The sequence below is a fragment of the Bradyrhizobium sp. Ghvi genome (genome assembly GCF_900115265.1).
GTDB lineage: Bacteria > Pseudomonadota > Alphaproteobacteria > Rhizobiales > Xanthobacteraceae > Bradyrhizobium.
In genome coordinates this window covers 17,145-39,621 of sequence record NZ_FOVU01000007.1, presented here as the reverse complement: position 1 = coordinate 39,621, position 22,477 = coordinate 17,145, and the positions used below count along the sequence as shown (strand labels likewise).

11 protein-coding genes are annotated in these 22,477 nt (G+C 60.5%); 7 read left to right on the top strand and 4 right to left on the bottom strand.

Going from position 1 to position 22,477, the window contains the following annotated elements; all coding sequences use genetic code 11:
- The first annotated feature begins 215 nt into the window (after positions 1–215).
- Positions 216–917: a helix-turn-helix domain-containing protein gene (locus BM374_RS24920; protein ID WP_092298138.1), complete on the top strand. Its 702-nt coding sequence runs from the start codon at positions 216–218 to the stop codon at positions 915–917.
- 385 nt (positions 918–1,302) lie between these two features.
- Entirely contained in the window at positions 1,303–1,641 is a 339-nt protein-coding gene (locus tag BM374_RS40295) for a helix-turn-helix domain-containing protein (RefSeq protein ID WP_502689459.1), read from the top strand.
- Positions 1,642–1,697: 56 nt separating this feature from the next.
- On the opposite strand, the gene BM374_RS24910 is transcribed toward BM374_RS40295, so the two are convergent.
- The 4 genes from BM374_RS24910 to mblB all read right to left on the bottom strand — a co-directional run bounded on the left by BM374_RS24910 (position 1,698) and on the right by mblB (position 10,319).
- Positions 1,698–5,489 carry an AAA family ATPase gene (locus BM374_RS24910; RefSeq protein ID WP_092298132.1) on the bottom strand — a complete coding sequence of 1,264 codons (3,792 nt, stop codon included), beginning with the start codon at positions 5,487–5,489 and terminating at the stop codon, positions 1,698–1,700.
- 237 nt (positions 5,490–5,726) lie between these two features.
- Positions 5,727–6,938, bottom strand: a complete 1,212-nt coding sequence (locus BM374_RS24905; protein WP_092298129.1) for a patatin-like phospholipase family protein — start codon at positions 6,936–6,938, stop codon at positions 5,727–5,729.
- The gene (gene cap2-3, locus BM374_RS24900) at positions 6,935–9,184 is read right to left on the bottom strand and encodes an anti-phage 6A-MBL system cap2_3 protein (protein WP_092298126.1); all 2,250 of its coding nucleotides are present in this window, start codon (positions 9,182–9,184) and stop codon (positions 6,935–6,937) included. Before cap2-3 ends, BM374_RS24905 begins: the two co-directional genes overlap by 4 nt.
- Before the next feature lies 1 nt (position 9,185).
- Complete coding sequence (mblB, locus tag BM374_RS24895) at positions 9,186–10,319, bottom strand: anti-phage 6A-MBL system MBL-fold protein (RefSeq protein ID WP_092298123.1); 1,134 nt, start codon at positions 10,317–10,319, stop codon at positions 9,186–9,188.
- A 187-nt stretch (positions 10,320–10,506) separates the two neighbouring features.
- Between mblB and BM374_RS24890 the strand changes: the two genes are divergently transcribed.
- Genes BM374_RS24890 through BM374_RS24870 form a run of 5 tightly spaced genes read left to right on the top strand, consistent with a single transcriptional unit; the run spans position 10,507 to position 22,467 of the window.
- Positions 10,507–11,370, top strand: a complete 864-nt coding sequence (locus BM374_RS24890) for a BrxR family helix-turn-helix transcriptional regulator (protein ID WP_092298120.1) — start codon at positions 10,507–10,509, stop codon at positions 11,368–11,370.
- A gap of 25 nt (positions 11,371–11,395) precedes the next feature.
- On the top strand, positions 11,396–14,911 hold the full coding sequence (locus BM374_RS24885; protein WP_092298117.1) for a DUF8742 domain-containing protein: 3,516 nt from the start codon (positions 11,396–11,398) through the stop codon (positions 14,909–14,911).
- Positions 14,908–15,399 (top strand): hypothetical protein, encoded by a 492-nt coding sequence (locus BM374_RS24880; protein WP_092298114.1) that lies wholly within the window; start codon positions 14,908–14,910, stop codon positions 15,397–15,399. The genes BM374_RS24885 and BM374_RS24880 overlap by 4 nt, the downstream gene beginning before the upstream one ends.
- Positions 15,396–19,637 (top strand): sacsin N-terminal ATP-binding-like domain-containing protein, encoded by a 4,242-nt coding sequence (locus BM374_RS24875; protein WP_092298111.1) that lies wholly within the window; start codon positions 15,396–15,398, stop codon positions 19,635–19,637. Before BM374_RS24880 ends, BM374_RS24875 begins: the two co-directional genes overlap by 4 nt.
- The gene (locus BM374_RS24870; protein ID WP_092298108.1) at positions 19,621–22,467 is read left to right on the top strand and encodes a DUF1156 domain-containing protein; all 2,847 of its coding nucleotides are present in this window, start codon (positions 19,621–19,623) and stop codon (positions 22,465–22,467) included. Before BM374_RS24875 ends, BM374_RS24870 begins: the two co-directional genes overlap by 17 nt.
- Positions 22,468–22,477 lie beyond the last annotated feature (10 nt).

Below are 22,477 nucleotides of genomic sequence, written 5' to 3'. Positions count from 1 at the left end.
TGCTCAAATGTCCGCCCCCGGGCTTGAACCGTCAACGCCGCTGAGAATATTTTAACCTGATGCAAATCAGCAGCCTGACTGCCTGACTTCCTGCGGCATGCCGCGGCCGGGTAGAGCGAGGGCAAGGTACGGTGCTTGGTACTAACCTCTTGTTTGGATGCCGAGATCGCATACTGTGATGCTTCCTCTATTAGTCACTGTAGCGAGGGCATCGTTTGGCCGGTGGAAAGCACGATCAGAAGCCGATTGCAGGCAAGCGTATGCGCAGGGGCGCGCTCTCGGTTATGACCAGGCCCGCAGCGAAGACGAACGCGTCGGGCGACACCGACCAATACAACTCCGAGAAAAGCAATGCTCTGGCGCGGGCTGTTGGCAAAGAGATCAAAAGCCTCAGGCTGAGTCTGAATATGGCAGCAAATCAACTTGCCGACGCCGCGGGTCTATCGAACGCTATGCTCTCGAGGATAGAACATGGATCCGCCACGCCGTCATTCACGACGCTGGCTTCGTTGTCGGCCGCGCTGAGGGTGCCGGTGTCGCGACTGTTTGCGGCCTATAATCAGCCCACCGATTTTTCTCTCGTCCGATCGGGTAAGGGCATCAACGTGCGCCGACAGGCTCATCGTTCTGGTCTAAGCTATCAGTTGCTCGGCCATCTATTGTCTGGCGAGAAATATGTCGAACCCTATCTCGTGACGCTGACAAGTGATTGTTCAAACAACCCCGGATTTCAGCATACCGGCATCGAATTCATGTATGTGCTGGAAGGGTCGATGATCTACCGTTATGGTGACGCAGTAATGGAGCTGCATCACGGAGATACGCTTGTATTCGATGCTAACTTTGTCCACGGCCATGAGAAATTGCTGACGCCGACGGTTCGTGTTCTGTCGGTGGTATTCAATTTGCGCACGTGACTCGCGCGATAAATTCACGTGCTCAAGAAGACGAGCCGGGCTCGACGTCCGTAAGGTCTCCATCGCGTGACTCTCCTCACGATTATCGCGAGCGGATCGGCTGTACCCTCTCAAGGCTGAAACAGGGGTTCGATTCCCCTAGGGAGCGCCAGCAAATTCAGGCACTTAGGTCGCCATCAGCCACGTTCGTTGAATAATGGTTGAATAAGACGCTGGTGAACAGCGGCGAACGCTTGAGAAATTTGCTCTCCGACATTTAGCAGACTGGCCTCGGCGCAATGCCCCGCTGTGGCGGGCGCATGCGCTAAAATTTTCTCGTCGCCCTTGGTGTCCAGAAATATTCAAACCGCCGCTGACGTACGCTGTCGTACGCGAGCGCCCTCGGATGTTCGCATTGACGTTGCTTGTCGCACAATCAACCCTTGTCCTGTCGAGCATCGTGCGAATAGGAGGCCACGTGAGATACAGTCGGCGAGAGAAACTTGACGGACAACGATCACAAGTCAGTCTATCCGCTCCGAATGCCGCAGAACCGAGCATGGTGCCATTCGCACAGCGGCTCACCTGCACGATTGGCGATGCATGCGAAGTGACCGGCTTGGGACGCACGAAGCTTTACGAGTTGATAGGAGCTGGGCGTATCGTCACGACAACGATCGGGCGTCGGCGATTAATAGTGGTGCGCTCACTTCTGGCGCTGCTTGACACCAACATGTCGAACTAATGGACGTGCGACTTAAGCTGATATCATCGCTCATCCCAAGCTTCTGACGGAAGCAGCTAACGGCTCCACAATGCTTCAATCATCTTGCGGATGGCCGCGCTGTCCAAACCCTTCTCCGGACCGTCTTCCGTCACAATCAACCGACCTCCCGGACTTGCTTCTCTCCAAGGCTTCACACCGTTGCGGTCATAGAACGCGAGCTTCTTCTTCCAGCGATCATCATAGTCTTGTTGACCAAGCATTCCACAATGCTCCCAGTACCAGGTCTGGCCGTTGCGATCTTCAATCGAGAAATCCGGCCACCGCGTTTCTCCGTCGGCGCCGATAGCGGCGCGTTCAAAGAAGTAGCGGATTCCGTATTTCGTCTCGGCTTCTAATAGCAGGTCCGCGATCACCAGCTCGGACTTCGAACTCACAAGGTCGCCGCGCGCGCTGCGGTGAATGAGCTTCTCCTCAAGGAAGGTCCGGCCGACCGGCCCCGCCGTAAGTCCGGACGGCGGCGCAGCCTCGATCATGCTAGGGGGCGCGAACAGGTTCGTCACCCGGCGCGCGACTTCTGAAAAGAACGGGGACCGGTAGGCACGAAGATGGGTCAAACCGCCCTGATGCAGGATGACGACACGATCCATCTGCCTCGTTAGGGCGGTATAGAGCATTTCTCGCGACAAGAGGCGGCTGCGCTCCGGCAATACGAGGAACACCTTGCCGAACTCGCTGCCTTGTGCCTTGTGTACGGTCACGGCGTAAGCGAGTTCAAGGATCGGGGTCGCTTCTTCGCTGAAGTAACCGGCACTGAAGCCGTAGGTCAGATCGGGTTGTGAGGCGAACTGGACATTTGTCCGGCGTGGACGCTTGTTTGCCTTGAAGGCGTCCCCAACAACTACCCCGATCTCGCCGTTCGCAATGTAACCCTTCTGTCTCTCTTCCTTCTCGAAGTCATAGCCCTGATGATCGTGATTGCGGATGCAGATAACCTTGTCGCCATAAGTGATCTGCTCGGGACCGCGCGGAACGATCGTGCGGTATTTGATGTAGTAGGGAGGTCCTTCGTTCGACCTTCTGGCGAAGCTCAGGATTCCGCTCCGAAACCGCGACTTGATATGCCGGTTGAGATCGAGCGAGCCGCTAGACTGGTTCCGGTGTGGCGTAAGAATCTGCCATTCCTCGCACTTGTTGATCTGCCGCCCGGGATTGAAATAGACGTATCCGTTCTGCTCGTTTCCGCCGAGCGAGACGCTTAGCGCGTTCTCCGCCTTGTCTTTCGGAAGATCAAGTTCCTCGATGAGCACCTGATCCAACACGTTCCGCAAATCCGTCGGCGATTTCCAACTGACAGCTCGCAAGCGCTCGTCGAACTTCCCGGTGAGGACGCGCTCTAGAATCTCGTCTTCGCCAGGTGGGAGATCCCGGCCTGAGAATAAGTCCGCGAGCTGCACATCTGAACACGCAAGATCGCGCAATCCGGATGCCGCCGCCTTGGCGGAAGCGTGGCGCCGGCGAACGGTCAGTTCTGCAACGCCCTGTCTTCCGTGTTCGCGTTCCAGATGCGAGATGAGATCGACGAATGGGCGCCCAGCGCCAATCGGCGGTAGCTGCCGTGGGTCACCGACAAAGATCAGCCGCGCCGAGACCGGCAGGGCGTCGACCAGCGCCGCAAGCTGGTCTTCCGTCAGCATCGAAGCCTCGTCGACGATGCAAGTGGTCACCCCATCCGCTTGGGGAGCCGTTTTGCTCGCAAAATAGCGTCCGGTGTCTCCGTTGTACCTCTGGTATTGCCTCAGAAACTGAGCGAGGGTTTGCGTCTGATCGGGCAAGCCAGTCTGCTGACCAAGGCGGACACGCGCTTTGCCCGTCGGCGCGAGCAGCGCGACACCCGACCCCACGATCTTGCGTTGCTCCAGAAGATGGCGAAGCACTGTCGTCTTGCCGGTGCCGGCCGCACCAATCAAGACCGATAGGCGGTTGTTGGCCATCACATCCAGCGCGAATGCCTTCTCCTTCCGCGCCTTCTCTTCCTCCTGATCGACCTTCGCAATGGCCCCAAACGCCTTGTCGAGCTTTGCGCGCCAATCGATCTTGGTCGGCGCAATCCTGCCGGCGAGCCGGTCGCCCAAGGCTCGGCGGATGACGGAGCCATAATCCGAATACCGCTTGAGCTGCGCTGCCATTCCCCCCAGCGTCGGGATCGAAGTGACGACAATCTCGTCGCTGAATTCGTCCTCACAAATTTCAATCGCGGTGCCATCCAGCGGAACCGGCCGCGTTGCCGGCAATTCCTTCGCAATCTCGTGGATATCGTTCGCGCTCAACAGCGTATGCCCGCTATTTTTGGCGGCCGTCTCAAGGATCATCACGCCGACCGCGCGCAACCGGCGCGGATCGTCGGGCTCGTCAGGATCGATTGTGCATTCCGCGGGCAAACGATGACGCTTGAATACCTCGTGATCCGAAAATAGCCCGCGATCGATCATCCAAAGGCCGATCGGATCGACTGATGTCCGATCGCGCTCAAAGAGAAGGTAGGGATTCTTAAGGATGGCTTCCGTTTCGTCCTTCTGCTCAAAACACCGCACCGCCTGATCGCGCGTCAGCTCGAAGCGTGAAAGGAGCCGCAAGAGCGCTGCGCGCTTAGGCTCTTTCTTGTGAAGATGTTCCCAGCGCTTGCGCAGCATGGTGGAAAGCTTCGGCGCGCCAGACGGAGGCGCAAGCTCCTTGCGAATGATCTTGTCCGTGATCGCCCACGGGTCGTCGGTTTCTTCGAGCGTCGCAGACAAGGCGAGCGCAAATAGCGTGCCGTTGAAGCCGTCCTCCAGGGCGGACAGCGCGCTGCCAAGACCGGGACAGGGACCGCTCAGTTTCCAGAGCCGGTTGATCTGCTCGTCGATCCAAGCGATCTGTTGCGGAAACGGCCCCGTGAGATGCTTCGAGGCACGCTCGAGGGCCGCCTTGCACGCGGTCAGCGAGGTGATCGCAGCTCCGTGCGATACGTGCTCCGAAGCGTACGAAAACTGGGCCCGCGCTTCGTCGGGCGCGCAGGCCAGAAACGCCGCGGTATCGAGTGACACATCGCTAGCCGCGCGCTCCAGAATAGCGTGATAAGGGAGCACAATGCCGCCGACAAAGTGGCCGGGGTTGTCTTTGTCCGGCCGGATCGAATGCTGGATCGGCCGTTCCCACATCATGGCGCGGAGATGGCCCTTGGGCGCCCGCCGGTCATAGTCGTATTGCTCGACCTTTCCCTTGTGAGAGAGAAGGCCCACCGCCACGATCACACGGCGGTCATCATCCGCAAGTGGCGTGCGTTTGGCGTAGAAAAAGACAAGCGATTCATTCTCAACGCAGCGCTCGGAAAACGCATCCAGCAGCACCTGCTGATTGTCGTGGTTTTGCACCCAATCCGTTTTGGCGAGAAACGCCGGCTCGGTCGGCTCGCGGTCTTCACTGACATCGAGCTCAAACTCATTTGCAATGTCGTATGCGTTTTCACGCAAGAGCCAGCGAAACGGAACCAGGGTCGCGCCATAGGCTGGCACTCTTACGGGCGTGCGCTGAATATGCTTATGTGGATCGCTCCATTCGGCGTAATCTAGTCTGACCTGAAGCGTAACCTCGCGATCCGACAGGAAGGTCGCGCGCTCCTTAAAACAGGGCGGCTTATCGTCGAGGGCGAGATCGGTCATCCATTGACCGCGCAGACCACTTTCTTTGGCGTCGTTCCGGTTTTCCGCGATAGCTTTCAGAACCACGCAGGATTGATTGTTGGCGGGATCGGTGCAAACTCGTCCATCCCAACGCGTGTCCTGCCATGGCACGCGCACCGAAAGGTGCGTTACCGCCGGTCCTTGCATCGCCTTTCCCCCAGATTTCTTCCATCATGCTACATGCGGCCTTAATTGCAACCGTCCAGAGGGCGCGCGTCTGCAGTCAGAACCGGTTCTCGATCGGCGATATTCGGACTAGAGAAAATCGCCCAAGAGAACGTCCAGAATCTGTGCTCGCCCTAGCGGTCGCCGCAATCAGGCATCAGGCGCCGCCTATTCGGGGCAGTGACGACGGCGCAATGGCCATGTCCGACATCAAAGATCTCAATGCGCATTGGTCGCCGCTCGTTCGCGGATCAGATCGGGAAGATAAGCTCGCGCCAAGCACAACGTCAGTTGCTCGCCGCGCAAGCTCAGGCGGTCGATCCATTCGTCCGGCATGGCGTTGAAATCCGTTGGATAGGCGTGCGCCTCCTCGCGGCGGATCAAATCGGCGGGCGGGTTCGGCAACTGCCGGTCCCGCTGCCCAAGATAAGGGAAGATGAAGCGCTTGATTTGGCTGGTACGCTGCGCCTCGTGAAGCCGATGAATGGCCGCGTTCTGGGCGCGATCGAACACCGCGCTGAATACGCTCAGCATGCGCGCGAACAAAAACTGGCTCGGCGGCTCCTGCCTCAGCCCATAGCCTGCAGAGCAGCAAATGATCGTGTCAACGGGAATGACGTTAAAGCTGACGTCCGGCGAGCGGTCCGGCCACAGACAGCCGAGGCCGAGATTGTCGTATATGCCGCCGTCGGTGAGGATGATGCGGCTGGCATTGAGCGCGCCATCCTTTTCGAAGGTCAGCGTCTCGTCGAAAGCTGGGAGAAAGAGTGGATAGGCCGCCGAGGCGGCAACCGCGTGGGCGACCGATGCGTCATTGCGGTGAAGCTTGCCCCACCGCCAGGAACCGGACTCTTTGGTGCCGAAGCGAAAAGCCGAGCCGGTCCTGAGCTCCGTGGCGTTGATGACGAGATGCGGCTGGGAGGGCAGGTCGTTGAGGGAGGCTTCCTTAAACAGCTCGTCGTTGAGAACCGCCTCAAGCAAAGTCGTTCGGCTCGCGAAACGGTGCAGCGGCGATCGTATCTCAAACCGCTCGAAATGCGTCGCCAGCGCGCGAGGTATGATCCAGCGTGCGACTTTCATCAGCATCTTGATCAAGGTGACGCCAAGCGCGACGATGCCAATCATAGCGAATGCGACAGCGACCTTGATACCAAGCACGCTGAACAGCTTGCGGCACATCGGCCGGGCCAGTCCCCGCGCCAGCAAGGCGCGGATGTTCGCCTCGAACGAGGCGAAGTCGCCCTTTGCGTTGACCTGCGCGTGGAAATACGCACCGACCACGCTGCCGCCCGACACCGTCGATAGAACCACAACGCGGTCGAGAAGCCCGAGACGGTGAAGGGCGCGTAGGCAACCGAGATGAAACGCGATTGCGCGGGCGCCGCCGCCCGAAAGCGCCAAGCCGATTTTGGGTTCCGCGGTTTCACTCATGGTGCGTGAGACCTTGGGCCGGGCATGACAAAAGCGAAGGCGCCGTCGTCGGCGGCGATCGCCATGAGCCCGGGCAAGCCTTCGTGTTCGAGTTCGTCCCCTAGCCAGACGATCTGCGCCAGATCGATCGCGCTTGGGAGCGGCGACGATTTGCGCGGATGCGAATGCCATTCGCCTACGTAGCTGAGTTGATGCAGTGAGCTTTCGACCGCGCGACTTACGGCAGCCTTAAGCCCGACGACGCCGCGCTCGAATCCTTCCGGGCTCCCGCGGCTGTCCTCCGGCTCGGGCAAGGCGTGCACGACATGAATGGAGTTGCGGCTCATGTCGGCGATGCCAAGCAGTACGCCGCCCGTTTCATGCGGCAAGCGGCCGTCGCGAAGTCGGCCGAGTTCTGCCAGGAAATCGTCGTCGTAGATGATCGTCCAATCGCCGACGGCAGCGCGATGAGCCGTGGCGCCGCGACGCTCGATGAACTGGACGGCGCCGGTATCGGCGACCTTCCAGATACGCACGGCGGCCTGGTCGCTCTTGAGCGCTTCGACAAGCCCGCGGGCGCCCAAGGCGGAGAGCAGCGCTGCGTTGGTGGCGGGGATACGGTTGGTCAGTGCACGGCACGAGCCGCTGTAGCGAACACCGGGTTCGGCCCGGAGGTGGTCGTCAAGTACCGGGTCCGTCTGAACAAGGCGGTGGTATTGCGCTTCCAGGTCCGGCAGGGTGATCGAGCGGTCGGTGCTCTCAGCGAGAAGCACCACGGCGGTCCCCGCCGGATTGAAGAAGACGCAAAGCCGCCGCCCGCTGGCGTTCTCCAGATCGGCGAGATACCGCGATACGGCGACGGAAGCGGAGGCGTCGATGATGACCTCCGCCTCGGCCAATTCCTTGACCAATTCCGCGTCGGGCTTGGTGACGTCGCCCGCCATGGCGGTGAAAGATTCATTGAGGAGCCATCCCATTTGCCGCGCGAGCGCCAAAGCCTTGGGAGCCCCGATTTCATCGGCCAGCAACGCGTGGCGCGCCATGTTGTGCGGAAGCAAATGGTCGTTGTCGACGACGGTCCATGAAAAACGACCCTCGCGCGCCAAGTTAACGCCAATCTGCGAGCCGAGCGCGCCGCCTCCAACCAGGACTGCACGGCGCCGGTCAGGCGTTTCCTGACCAGCCACCGTGGCGGCAAGTTCGCGGTCGAAGGCGAGATGCACCTGCGCCGGTTCGATCTTGATGTCATCCGTGCTGGGCGTGCCTTCGGGCACGGCGCGGACGAAGACGTTATCGGCGCCGGCAACACCGGCGGCCTTGGAATTCGCCAGCAGTCCCCATTTGACGCCGATCTGGCCAGCCGTCTCGAAGGATATGAAGGCGCGGACGTCGTCGGTGATCGTGCTGTCCGGAGCGGTGACGGGAAACGTGACGACGATGGCGATCCGCGAAGAAAGACGGCGAACGCTGTCGTTGGCGATGCCCGCCCAGGCCTTCAGGCGTGTTCTGATTTCATCGTCGAGACAGATGCCGGCTTGTTGCAGTTCGGCATCGAGCGCAGCCAGGGTCACCGGCGCGTGCCGCAAGCGCGTCATCGACTGCGGCTGTGCACGGAGTGCTACCACCACGATCCGCGGCAGGCCGCTGCGGCGCGGGTCCGTGTCGGCGACGACGCGGGTGATGATGAGGGCCGGATTATCCTGTCGCACGAAGCCGATGAGCTCGACGGGTTCCGCGGCCGGCAGCAAGGCCGTGCGCGGAACGATCATGGCAAGCTGCGAGATGAAGAAGAGCGGGTCGGGCGGCTGCGCGGTGTCGTGCAGCTCGCCGCGCGCGGCTTTGGCGAGCCAGAACTGAATCCGCCGGACTAGGTCGGCAGGCCGGAAGGTGAGCTTCGCCTCCGACCAAGGCCGGTCGTCGATGCAGAGGGAACAGGGTGCGCCCTGGGGCGTCCAGTTCTGGTGCGGGGTGTCGGGAAAGTCGTCGCGCAGCGCGAGAACGCGCGGTTGGCCCCCCTGCGCGGTGAACACTACCGCGACTGGTTCGATTGCGCGGATGGGATGCGCGAGGTCCTGCGGCCGCTCGACCTCGACCTCAAGACCGACGGCGGTGTGGCCGGTCGTCGCGCATTCCTTGAAGCCGCTTACGGTGACGCCCGGAATGCCGCCGCCTATGGCGGCGGCCAGTTCCCGCGCCGGCACGGAAACAAGGTCGCCCACCGCTTCAACCGTCTGCCCGAACTCGGACCACCAGCCGTGAAGTCCCATGCTACCCCGCGCGCGCCGGGGTCGACACGATGCTGGCCGTGCCGACGGTGGCTGACACCGTCAACAGCCGCGCGCCGCGATCGGTGATCTCGATCTTGGTCGGCTTCGGCTTGTGGGCGGACGGCAGGTCCATCGTCACCTTGAACTGCCCGTCCTTGGCGTTGGCGACCCGCTTGTAGTAGGCGCTGGCCTGCCGGTGCGGCGGCTGGACGTCCTTGTCCTCGTCGCTGCCCTTGATCGGCATCGACTTGCTGGTGGACATCATGGTGTGGCGTTCCTGACCCTGCGTCTCGCACAGCCACTTGACCTCGTCGGTCGGCTTGGTCTCGTCGACGCCCTTCTCGGGGCCGATGGCAGTGTAGGAGCAGTGGTGCGGGACCTTGAAGATGTCCCACAGCAAGCGGTCCTCGTTCTTATGCCGCTTGCTGGTCTTCACGATCTGCTCGATCGACTCGTGGTCGATGTCGGACATGAAGAGCGCGTGGGTCTGGCGGCTGCCTTCGAGAAAAGTCGCCTGAAACACGACGCTGTCCTGGTTGCGATCGACGACCTCGTTGTCGTTCTGCCGCCAGCCGAAGGGGCTGTGAATGAAGAACTGCACCCGCTCCGTTCCGAAGAGCGAGAAGCCGGGCACGAACTGGCCGGCATCGGTGATGAGGTGCGCGCGGGATTCCAGCGTCAGGCCGTTGGCCTCGAGCCACGCCTTCAGCTTGGCCGGCCGGGAGAAGACCCGGATGCCCAAGCCTTTCTTGAGGCGGTGGCGCGCTTCCTGACGGATCACGCGGGCGCAGTCGTCCAAGCCGTCTTCGAGAATCGCGGCCGCCGGAACCCAAAGTTCCTGAATCTTCACGCGGTCGTTGCTCTGGTACTTCGCTGCATGGTCGAACCAGAAGAACTCGCTCGACCCGCGGCAATGATCGTCATCGAGATGTGTGTAACAGACGACGTTGTAGTCGTTGCGCTTTGCCGCCCGCAGGTCGGCCTTCAGCTCGGCCGGCAGGTCAATGCGCCGATCCCATGGATCGTCGCGGTTCTTCATGTCGGCGTAGTCGATGAGCAGCTTTTTGCCGTCAGCGAGGTCGAAGCGGGTGCAATCGGCATTGCCGAGCGGGTGAAAGGTCAAGGTGGCAGTCACCGCGGTTCTCCTAGATATTTTTGTTGCGTAGCCGGCCTCTACGCTCAAATGGAACGACCGCTCGCCACCATTGACGGGCAGCCTTGATGGGAATAATAATTACACGGACACTCATATGTGTCCAGATAGTTTTTATACTGATTTACGATTAGGTCAGTATACTTAATGTACTAATGAGGTGGCAAGAGTGCATTGGGGTGTCGAGCAACGGCTTGAATTTATTGAGTTTCGCCTCTTTTGGGAGGGCTCGATCAATCGCGCCGACATAGTGGAATTTTTTGGCGTATCGGTTCCGCAAGCCTCGAAAGACCTGACGCTCTACCAAGAACGCGCGCCTGGGAACGTAGAGTATGACACCCGCGTCAAGCGCTATGTCGCCGCCGATAAGTTCGTGCTGCGCTTTCTGGATCCTGACCCCTACGTCTATCTCGCGCAGCTCCGCGCCGTTGCCGAAGGCACCGTTCCTTCCCGGGATTCCTTCATCGCGGCGCTTCCCAGAGCCGATGTCGCGCTGACCCCCAAGCGAGATATCGACATTACGGTCTTGCGGAAGATTCTCGACGCCGCGCGCGAAGGCGTCTCCGTGGAGGTTTTTTACCAGTCAATGAACAAGGTGCGTCCGGACCCGATCTGGCGCAGGATCACGCCGCACGCCTTTGGCTATGACGGTCTCCGCTGGCATGTCCGGGCCTATTGCCATGTCGATCACAAGTTCAAGGATTTTCTGCTCCCACGCATCTTGGAGGTTGGCGAGAAGGGTCCCGCTGGGGCGACCGGTGAGCAGGACTGGCTCTGGAACAACTACTTCGACGTCGTCATCGGCCCGCACCCAGATCTAACCGAGGGCCAGAAGAGGGTCGTCGCCAAGGACTACGGTTTGGACCACGGCAACAGCATCCTCTCGGTCCGTTACGCCATGCTATTCTATGTTCTTAAACGACTTGGCTTGCTCGGCGATGCAGCAAAGCAAAGCGCTCGCACGCAGCATATCGTGACGATAAACCGCAAAGAGACTGAGGCCGCGCTAGAAAAAGCGGAGCTTCAGCTGTGAAGATATTTGGGGGAAGCGTCAGCTGATGGGGGCAAGACTTGAAGACGTAAAGAACGGCGCGTCGGTTCGCGGCATCGCGTCCGCGCAGCCGGTACACATCGTTTCGATCGATTGGATCGGCGACCAGGCGATCAATGTCGTCTACCGCGATCATAATGGAACGGTCGCAGAGGCAGTTCTCTACCGGGACGACGAGCATCGGCTCGAGATTGAGCAGAGCGGCCGGCCCTGGACGTTCGACGCCGATGGTGAGCTTTTGCGATTGGTGACGGAGGCCAATCGCATCAAGCTGGCGCACTATTTCGACCCCTACCTCGCCATCCATACCAGCCTAGTCGATCCGCTGCCGCACCAGATATCCGCGGTCTACGGCGAAATGCTTCCGCGACAGCCGCTGCGCTTCTTGCTTGCGGACGACCCCGGTGCCGGCAAGACGATCATGGCCGGGCTTTTAATCAAGGAGCTGACTGCCCGAAGTGACTTGGAACGTTGTCTCGTCGTTGCGCCGGGCAGCCTCGTCGAGCAGTGGCAGGACGAGCTCGGCCAGAAGTTCAATTTGGAATTCGACATCCTCACTCGCGACATGATCGAAACATCGCGGTCAGGCAATCCGTTCAGTGATCGTGACCGGTTGATCGTCCGGCTTGACGTATTGGCGCGCAACGAGGAATTGCAGGAAAAGCTCATGAGCGCCCGCGAATGGGATCTCATCATCTGCGATGAAGCTCACCGCATGTCGGCGACCTATTTCGGTGGTGAGGTCAAATATACGCGCCGCTATCAGGTTGGGCAGAAGCTCGGACAGGTCTGCCGACATCTACTGCTCATGTCGGCCACGCCGCATAATGGAAAGGAAGAGGACTTCCAGCTCTTCATGGCGCTGCTTGACGGTGATCGCTTCGAGGGTCGGTTCCGCGACGGCGTTCACTATGCCGACACGGAAGACATGATGAGAAGGCTGACAAAGGAGGAGCTGCTCAAGTTCGACGGCCGACCGCTTTTTCCTCCGCGTCGGGCGCGCACCGTCAAATACCAGCTCTCGCAGGGCGAGGCCGCCCTCTACGCGGCTGTCACCGAATATGTCCGCACGGAGATGAATCGCGTGCAGCGTTTCGCCGAAGGCGATGGCAAGAAGCGCAACAACGTCGGCTTCGCTCTGCAGATTCTCCAACGACGCCTCGCCTCGTCGCCGGCCGCGATTTACCAGTCACTGAAGCGCCGCCGCGAGCGGCTGGATACAGAGCTGGGTGAAGCGCGTCTCGCTGCAAAAGGTCGGCGGACTGGAATCGGAGAGCCGTCTATAAATGCGGACGTGTTGGGCAATATCGAGGAGTACGGTCAGGAGGAGATCGACGAGCTTGAGGATCTGATTTCGACCGGCGCGACCACAGCAGAGACGATTGAACAGCTCGCGTTGGAAGTCGAGACGCTGAAGGATCTGGAGTCTAAAGCCTTGGGCGTGCTGCGCTCCGGTGTCGATACAAAGTGGACACAGCTCAACCGCATTCTCGACGACGAGCTCATGATCGACGCCGCGGGCAATCGCCGCAAGCTGATCATCTTCACCGAGCCCAAGGACACACTCCACTATCTACTCGACAAGGTGCGGGCACGCCTCGGAAATCCCGAGGCTGTCGAAGTGATTCACGGCGGCGTGTCGCGCGAGGAGCGCCGCAAGGTGATCGAACGGTTCATGCAGGACAGAGACCTGCTGGTACTGATCGCCAATGACGCTGCCGGCGAAGGTGTCAACCTTCAGCGCGGGCATCTGATGGTCAACTACGATTTGCCGTGGAATCCGAATAAGATCGAGCAGCGATTCGGCCGCATCCATCGTATCGGGCAGACCGAGGTTTGCCATCTCTGGAATCTGGTGGCGGCCGATACACGCGAGGGCGAGGTCTATGCCCGTCTTCTGGAAAAGCTGGAAGCCGCGCGAGAGGCCCTGGGCGGTCGCGTTTACGACGTACTCGGCGAGCTGTTTGAGGGTACCTCACTTAAGGACCTGCTTTTCCAAGCGATCCAATATGGCGAGCGCGAGGATGTCAAAGCGTACCTTTTCCGCCAGGTCGATGGAGCGGTCGATCAATCACATCTCCTGGAGTTGCTTCGCCGTCGTGCTTTGACCAACGACACGATGCCCGCGGCCAAGGTCGACGAGTTGCGGCTAGAGATGGAGCGAGCTGAAGCGCAGCGCCTTCAGCCGCATCACATCCAGAGCTTCTTCGTCGAGGCGTTCCAGCACCTCGGCGGTCGCCTCACGCGCCGCGAGGAAGGACGCTGGGAGATCACCCACGTTCCTGTGCGAATTCGCGAGCGCGACCGCCAGATCGGTACCGGCGCGCCGATCCAGAAGCAATATGAGAGGATCTGCTTCGAAAAGAGCCACATCAATCTGCAGCCGGTCGCGGCCTTCATCTGTCCCGGTCACCCACTGCTCGAGGCCGTGATCAGCCTCATCCGGGAGCAATATGATCAGATCATGCGCCAGGGCGCGATTTTGGTAGACGAGACCGATCCAGGCGACGCGATCACCGCGATCTTCTTACTTGAACATACGGTCCAGGACGGTCGCACAACGAGCGCGGGCAAGCCACATGTGATCTCACAGCGCCTCCAATTCGCTGCGATCAATAAGAAAGGCGGGGCCGTCAATGCCGGAATCGCCCCTCACCTCAATCTTCGACCGGCCACGGCCGAAGAAGTCGGAAGTGTGCGGGACCAGCTTGGCGAGGCTTGGCTAACGAGCGAATTAGAGAAGACAGCCATCCGGTTCGCCACGGTGGAAATGGCCCAGGGGCATGTCGCCGAAGTTAAGGCCCGTCGCCTGCCCGAGATCGAAAAGGTCGAGCAGGAGGTGCGCGGCCGGCTCAAGAAGGAGATCAACTACTGGGATTCGCGTGCCTTCGAGCTAAAGGAAGAGGAGAAGGCCGGCAAGAAGACGCGCCTCAACTGGCAGAACGCACAGCGTCGCGCCGAGGAGCTGGCGGAACGCCAGAAGCGCCGGATGGATCAGCTTCAGCAGGAGCGTTTCATCTCATCGCAGCCGCCACGCGTGCGAGGCGGCATGATAGTAATCCCGCGAGGCCTTCTCGACGTGTGCAAGGCGCATCGGGCCCCGAACCAATTCGCGGCAGATCCGGTCGCCCGCAGGAAGATCGAGCTTGCCGCGATGCAGGCGGTCATGGCCGCGGAGCGCGCTCTGGGGCACGCTCCGGTCGACGTTTCCGCGCAGAAGATCGGCTACGACATTGCCTCGCATGATCCGAAATCGGGGCATCTGCGTTTCATCGAGGTCAAGGGCCGGATCGACGGGGCTGACTCTGTCATGATCACGCGGCAGGAAGTCATCACTTCGCTGCACGAGCCAGAAAAATTCATCCTCGCGATCGTCTCCGTTACCGACGGCTTTGCCCATGCGCCGCGCTATGTGCACGGCCCACTCGTGGAGCGGGAGCCGGGCTTTCTCGAAACGGCGATTCAGTTCGACCTCCCGCGCCTCTTGGAGCGCGCGCGGGAGCCGGCAGAGGGGGCCACATGACCGACATTCAGGACTACTCGATCCTCGCGCCCGTGCCGCTGGAGCACCTTCTATCGGGGGCTGAGATCGCCAGCAATGCGGGCTTCATCGCGTTCGGCTCGCGCAAATGGGAGCTGTTTCGAAAGGTTGACGAATTGCGCGGCGGGGCGCCCGTTCCGGTCCTGATCTATCCCTCGCATGAAGACCTGCCGGCGAAGGACAGTCTCATCGTGTCCTGGGTAGGTTGGTATGTCGGCTGTGAGGAAAGCAGCAATGGAAAGCATTCGATGGGCATGACGCATCGCCCGCCTACAACCGGCCGATACACGTCCGACAATCGGGGCCATTGGGCAGTGTTCTGGCACGTTCGCGATCTGCATGAACTACCCGCCACGCAACGACTGCCGATCTCCGCCATCCAGACGGTCAAGGGAGGCTGGCGCAAGAGCGCGCCACCGCGTGGACCTGAACTGGTCGCCACGCCGTCGACGTTGGAACTGCTGCTGTGAGTGCCCGCGGCCAGATAGAGGCGGCGGTCGCCGCACCACCGGGCTATTTTCAGCCGATCAGGGAGCGTGCGTCCAAGCGGTGGGAACAGCTTGAGGCGGATCCGGAGCTTGCGGGACCATGGCACCAGCTATTCAAACAGGTGCAGAGCCCACGGCATATTCTCTCCGAGCTGCTCCAGAATGCCGATGACGCTGGCGCAAGCGAAGCGCGGGTATCGATCGAAGACGATCGCTTCGTATTCGAGCACAACGGTGAAGACTTCATCGAGGCGCATTTCGCGTCGATCTGCCGCTTCGGCTATTCCAATAAACGTGCGCTCCACACGATCGGGTTTCGGGGTATTGGGTTTAAGAGCACGTTCAGCTTGGGCGATCGAGTCGAGCTTTTCACGCCAACCCTGGCCGTCGCCTTCGATCGCGCACGATTCACGCAGCCGCAGTGGATTGACGGCCGCCACCTGACGTCCGGGACCACGCGCATCGAAGTGGCCATCGCCAACCCATTGCTCCGCCGCGAGGTGGAGAGGAACCTCGACGAATGGTTGAAGAGCCCGGTGTCGCTGCTCTTCTTCAAGAAGATTCGCCGCCTTCGGATCGGTGACAGCGAGGTGCATTGGCAAAGCCTCGGCCCCGGCCCCATCGCTGAGAGCGAATGGATGGCTTTGGATAAGAAAGCGAACGACCACTTCCTGCTGGTGCGGTCCGCCGAGGAGGCATTTCCGGCTGACGCGCTTGATGAAATCCGCAAGGAACGAATGCTCGGGGCCGAAGACGGCGGCGATTTTCCACCCTGTCGGGTCGAGATCGTGTTGGGGGCGAAAGGCAGGCTTTACGTTGTGCTGCCTACTGGAGTCGAAACGGCGCTTCCCTTCGCCTGCAACGCCCCATTCATCCAGGATCCGGCGCGTCTCAAGATCAAGGACCCGGAGACCTCGCCGACCAATCGCTGGCTTCTGAAACGCGCTGGCGAACTCGCCGCGATCGCGATGATGGACTGGCTCGAACAGACCAAGACCAGCGCGCGGGATCGAGCTGACGCTTATGGCCTGCTTCCCGATGTGGACCGTGAAGCGACCTCGCTCGAAGGAGCCTGCGGTGCGACCGTTGAGCTGGCGTTTGCCGACGCGATCGACGATAAGCCGATCCTTTTGACCGAGGATGGCGTCCTGGTCGCTGCTGAGGCCGCGGTCGCTGTTCCGCAGCCGATCTTCGACATCTGGCCGGCCGATCAGGCGATGGCCTTGCTCGACGCCAAATCACGGCCGGCGTTGTGTCAGCATGTGTCGTTCAAGGACCGGACTAAGCTCGTCCGCTGGGGCCTGGTCGAGGAATTCTCGAAAGCTGACCTGCTTCAGCAGCTGCGGGGCAATCATCTCCCACGGCCGACGACCTGGCGGCATCTGCTGAACCTATGGTCCTACATCGCGCCCGAGGTGACGAGCTGGCAATGCCACGATCCCGACCGGCTGCGGATCGTGCCCGTCCAAGGCAAGGAGGTACTCTATGCGGCGTCGGAAATCGTTAGGCTCGGTGAGAAGAAGCTCCTCCAGTCGGAGGAGGATTGGGAGTTTCTCGCCAGCCATCTGATCGTCCTCAATCAGAACTGGACCCGTTTCCTCGCCGAGCAGCGCCGCGACAAGGCCGACGGCGATGGCCGAGGAGACCCCGCGCAGGGCGCTTTCGCGGTGCTGAAGAAGATCGGTCTCGATGACACGAGCGACGTCAATGCCGTGATCGAGAGGGTCGCCGCTGACTATTTCAGCTCGGGCCAAGCGAAGCTGGCCGAGTGCGTCCAGCTTGCCCAGATCGCGGCCAAGCTCGGCGTCACCGTCGGCGCCTCCTTCCGCTATGCTTGCACAGATCTAAAGCTCCGGACCGTCGCCAATAACGTCTTGTTTGACGAGAACGGCGCCCTGGAAGAGTTACTGCCGGAGGCTATCCAGAAGACACAGCTTCTGCACGCCGACTATGTGGCAACCTTCAAATCCTGCTCGCGGGAGGACTGGCTTCGGTGGGTTGCCTCCGGCCGGGCCCGTCTGCTGACGTTTGCGCCGCTAGTTCAGAAGAGCCGTCGAATCTATGGGCGACAGCAACTCACGACGGAAGTGCAGGCGCGCGGGCTGCGTGGTGATCTCTACTATCCCTATGTCACGAACGAGTTCGTGATCGAAGATTGGGATTTCGCTGCCGACTATTGGAAGCACTGGGAGGTGCTGTCGAAGAGCGATCCTGGCGTCTGGGCCAAGGTCGCCGGAAAGGTTCTGGAACAGCGCGACACCTATTGGTCGCGTACTTCGAGCGCCCGCCTGTCGCAGGTGGCGACCACGGGATCGACACGATCGCTCACCTCAGAGTCGCTGCTGGTGGATTGGCTGCTGAAGCTGCGGGCGAAGCCCTGCCTGCCTGACACGCGCAACATGATCCAGATTCCAGCGGACCTGGTACGCAGGACGCCCGAAACCGAGGCGTTGATCGACGTCGAGCCTTTCGTGCATGGGCTGCTCGATCGGGAAACGACGCGCCCGCTGCTCGACCTGCTTGGCGTTCGCAGGACGCCGACCGGCTCCGGACGCCTGCTCGATCGGCTGCGCGCGCTGGCGAAATCGGACAAAGCCCCGGTGCATGAAGTCGAGAAGTGGTATCGCCGCCTCGACCAAATGCTCGATGGTTGCTCGACCGCCGACGCCCTGAACATCAAAAACGTCTTCAAGACCGAGAAGCTGATACTCGCTCAAGACGGAGCTTGGGTGACGTCGGGCGGCGTCTTCCTAGCCGGTGATGAGGAAGACGTTCCCGGCGCGGCAGTCATCCGGCTGTCTGTGCTCGATCTTAGTCTGTGGCGGCGCATCGGGGTCGCCGAAAGGCCCTCCGCTGACCTGGCGCTTCAATGGCTTGACACGCTGGCCTCGGGAAAAGCGTTGTCGACCGATGACGCTCGCCGGGTCCGCTCGCTGCTGGTGCGATACCCAACTCGCATCTGGGAAGAGTGCGGCCATTGGGTGAATCTGCTCGGCGAATGGGTCCCAATCGACATGCTCGCACACGGGCTAAGCATGCAGACCCTATTCCGGTGGGGCCACCTACACGACTGGGTCAAGCGTAAGACCGCCGACCTTCAGCGGCTGCCGGCGGAGACCGTGCAGGGGCCGCCGTTCTCGGCGCTTCCGGCGCTGTCGGATCTCGTCGAAGAAAGGTTCAACCAGGCGTCGTTGCTCGCGGGCCCAGAAGACCAGCGCGCCTGGCTGACGGCGTTCGGAACGCATCTCGCGCGAATCGAGTTGCTCGACCTAGCCGAAACCGAGCGTGTGCGCGAGCTTGCGGCAGCAATTGCGGCGACAGCTTGGGTTACAGCGACCAAGCTGGAGGTCCTGCCCTATCTCGACGGTGTGCCCGCTGGCACGGCGCGGCTCGCGGACATCCTGTGGCTCGACCGAAAGCTATTCGTCAGCCCGTTGACGAAAGCCAAGTTAGCCAAGCGCGTGCCGGAGGAGATTGGAAGGAGTCTGAACGTGGATATTCGGGCCGCGCTGGCCTATGCGTTTGAGCGGTCGCCCGACGACATCAAGGAGTATCTCGAAGAGAACTTTACACTCGGCTCCGAGCGGCAAGCGATCGTACCGGTTGTTGAGATGCGACCCGTAACCGAGCCGGTGGATGAGAATGTAGCCGGCGTCTGCTCCGGGGTCGCCGGTGAAGATGCTGCGCCGATTGGCGACGCCGTTATCGCGGAGGAGCCGCACGTAACCGAGAATCATGGATCCGCGGCATCAGCGGAGCCGAACCAGACTCCGGAAGACCAGGAAGGCGTTTTGCTGGGCTCAGAGCCTGTGGCACGGCAGCGGCCGCCGGCGAAGCCATCACGGCCGAGCGTGATAACGCGTTTCGCGTTGACCCAAGGTTACAAGGTCGACGGCGAGGATCGATTCTTTCACTCTGACGGAAGCTGGATATGTCGCGCCAACGGAGCGAGGTTTCCTTGGGAGCGGCGATCGTCGGTTGGCGAGGTCCTGCGCCACTACTATCCGAAGGAACATTGTCTGGAGCACGAGCCGCTCCAGATCGAAGCTGATGTCTGGGGTCTGCTCGACCAAAAGCCCGACGTCTACTCGTTCGTTCTCGTCAACCCAGATGGTGAGCCCGTCGAGATGACTGGCGTTCGCCTGCGCGCGCTCCGCGACGGCGGCGAGATCACCATTCATCCCGCAACATACAGGCTTGTTTATGACCTCGGCGAATAACCCAAAGAAGAAGCTTATCGAGGTCGCCATCCCTCTTGAAGCGATTAATGCGGCCTCGGCGCGTGAGAAGTCTATCCGTTATGGGCATCCGTCCACGCTGCATCTGTGGTGGGCGAGGCGGCCGCTGGCGGCGTGCCGCGCGGTACTGTTCGCCCAACTCGTGGACGATCCATCGAGCGATCTCAAGACGTTCCCGACGCACGAAGCACAGGAGGGTGAGCGCAAGCGTCTGTTCGGGATTATCGAGGACCTAGTGAAGTGGGAGAATTCGACCAACGAGGAAGTGCTGGAGCGCGCTCGGACGGAAATCCGCAAGAGCTGTGGCGGAAGCCTGCCACCGATCTACGATCCCTTCTCAGGTGGGGGTTCGATCCCGCTTGAGGCGCAACGCCTCGGTCTGCCCGCCTACGGGTCAGATCTGAACCCGGTCGCGGTGATGGTCGGCAAGGCGATGATCGAGATCCCGCCGAAGTTTAAGGATATGAAGCCGATCCATGAAGGCGCTAAACAACGTCACTTCTACCGCGATGCCGAGGGGCTGGCCGAGGACGTCAAATACTATGGCGAGTGGATGCGCGAGAAGGCTTGGGAACGCATCGGGCATCTCTACCCACAGGTAGACCTGCCGAAGGAATATGGGGGCGGCAAAGCGACAGTGGTCGCGTGGATTTGGGCGCGGACAGTGCCCAGCCCTGACCCCGCATTCTCGAACGTGCAGGTGCCGATAGCATCTAGTTTCTTACTCACTCCCATGAAAGGGAGAGAGGCATGGGTGGAGCCAATCGTCGACAAGCAGGCTAAGACCATCTCTTACCGAATCAGGAATGGTGGGACGAACGACGAAATTGCTGCCGCCAAAGATGGGACGAAGGCAGGTCGCGGCGCGAATTTCCGCTGCTTGATGTCGGATACGGCGATCACGGCCGAGCACATAACTTCGGCTGGCAAATCTGGGAAGATGGGCCAAGCGTTGATCGCGATCGTGGCGGAGGGCAAGGGCGGCCGCGTCTATGTGGCGCCGCAGGCGGAGCACGAGGCAATCGCTTTCTCTGCCAAGCCAAGCTGGAAGCCGGAACAGCGCCAACCGGAGAATCCACGCTGGTTTTCGCCACCGGCTTACGGAATGGCGACCTTCGGCGATCTGTTCACCGACCGGCAATTGGTAGCACTTAATACTTTCAGCGATCTCGTACGTGAGGCAAGGTCAGAGATAGAGGATAACGCCCTAGCCGCAGGCCTTTCGGCCGACGCCACCCCGCTGCGCGATGGTGGCAGGGGGGCCAAGGCGTACTCTGAGGCCGTCAGTATATATCTATCTTTTCTGATTTCTAAGCTTGCTGACAAAGGTTCGACTCTTTGCACTTGGGATGCAGGTCCGACCTCCAACAAGTCCGCCTCAGGACGATCCGCGCGGGTGGCGACAGTGCGTGTAACCTTTGGGCGGCAGGCGCTTCCGATGACATGGGATTTTGCTGAAGTGAATTTCTTCAGTTCATCCGTCGGCGCGCTGGAGACGGTTCTGAAAACCCTCGTAACACCTATCCAGTACTTCCCGCAGCGGGCGTCCGAAGGGTTCATCATTCAGCATGATGCACAAACCGTGGATCTGCCGAGCGGCGCGGTGGTTTCGAGCGACCCTCCATACTACGACAACATAGGTTATGCGGATCTATCAGACTTCTTCTTCTGTTGGCTCAAGCCGATTGTCCGTACAGTTTATCCAGATGCCTTTGGAGTGCTGGCAACCCCAAAAACTGAGGAGTTGATCGCGACGCCGTATCGGCATGGCGGGAAAGAAGCAGCAGAGGCGTTTTTCCTTGATGGAATGAGGCGGGCTCTCACCAATATGGCGACTCAATCATCTGATCAGTTTCCTGCGACGATCTATTATGCCTTCAAGCAAAGCGAAGTCGCGCAGGACGGGATCAGTTCGACTGGTTGGGCGACGTTCCTGCAAGCAGTGATCGATGCCGGATATGCCGTTGTCGGCACATGGCCGATCCGCACGGAGATGGCGAGTCGGATGATTGCCTCTGGCACTAACGCTCTCGCCAACTCTGTCGTCCTTGTTTGCCGGAAAAAGGAAGCCACGGCCGAAGGTATTACTCGCGCCGAGTTCATCCGCGCCCTTAAACGTGAGTTGCCGCCGGCCATCGCCGAGCTTCAGGCCGCCAATATCGCTCCCGCCGATATGCCTCAGTCAGCGATCGGTCCTGGAATGGGTGTGTTTTCACGCTACAAGGCCGTGCTCGAAGCCGACGACAGCCCGATGAGTGTGAAAACCGCGCTCCAGCTCATCAACAAGGAACTGGACGAATATCTGGGCGGCATTCAGGGCGAATTCGATGCTGACACTCGCTTCGCGATCACTTGGTTCGAGCAGTTCGGTAGTGGCAAGGGCGATTATGGTGTTGCCGACAACTTGGCCCGTGCGCGGGGCATCGCAGTCGACAGCGTCAAACATGCCGGGATCGTGGAAAGCTCGGCCGGAAAGGTCCGCATCCTTTCGCGGGACGAGTTGGATGACGATTGGGACCCCGAAGAAGACCGCCACCTGACGGTGTGGGAGTGTCTTCAGCATCTTGTCCGACAGCATGAAAAGGACGGCCTTTCCCACAAGACCGCTGTTGTTTTGAAGAAGATCGAAGCAATTGCCGAGGCGGTGAAGGACCTCGCCTACTGCCTGTACGACATCAGCGCCAACAAGCGGAAGGATGCCAAGGAGGCCACGGCCTACAACGCATTGATCGCCGATTGGACCGAGCTGACGCGGCAGGCGGCCGCGATTGAGGACACAGGCGGCGACCGCCAGATCCGGCTGAACATTTGAGAGGAACGGA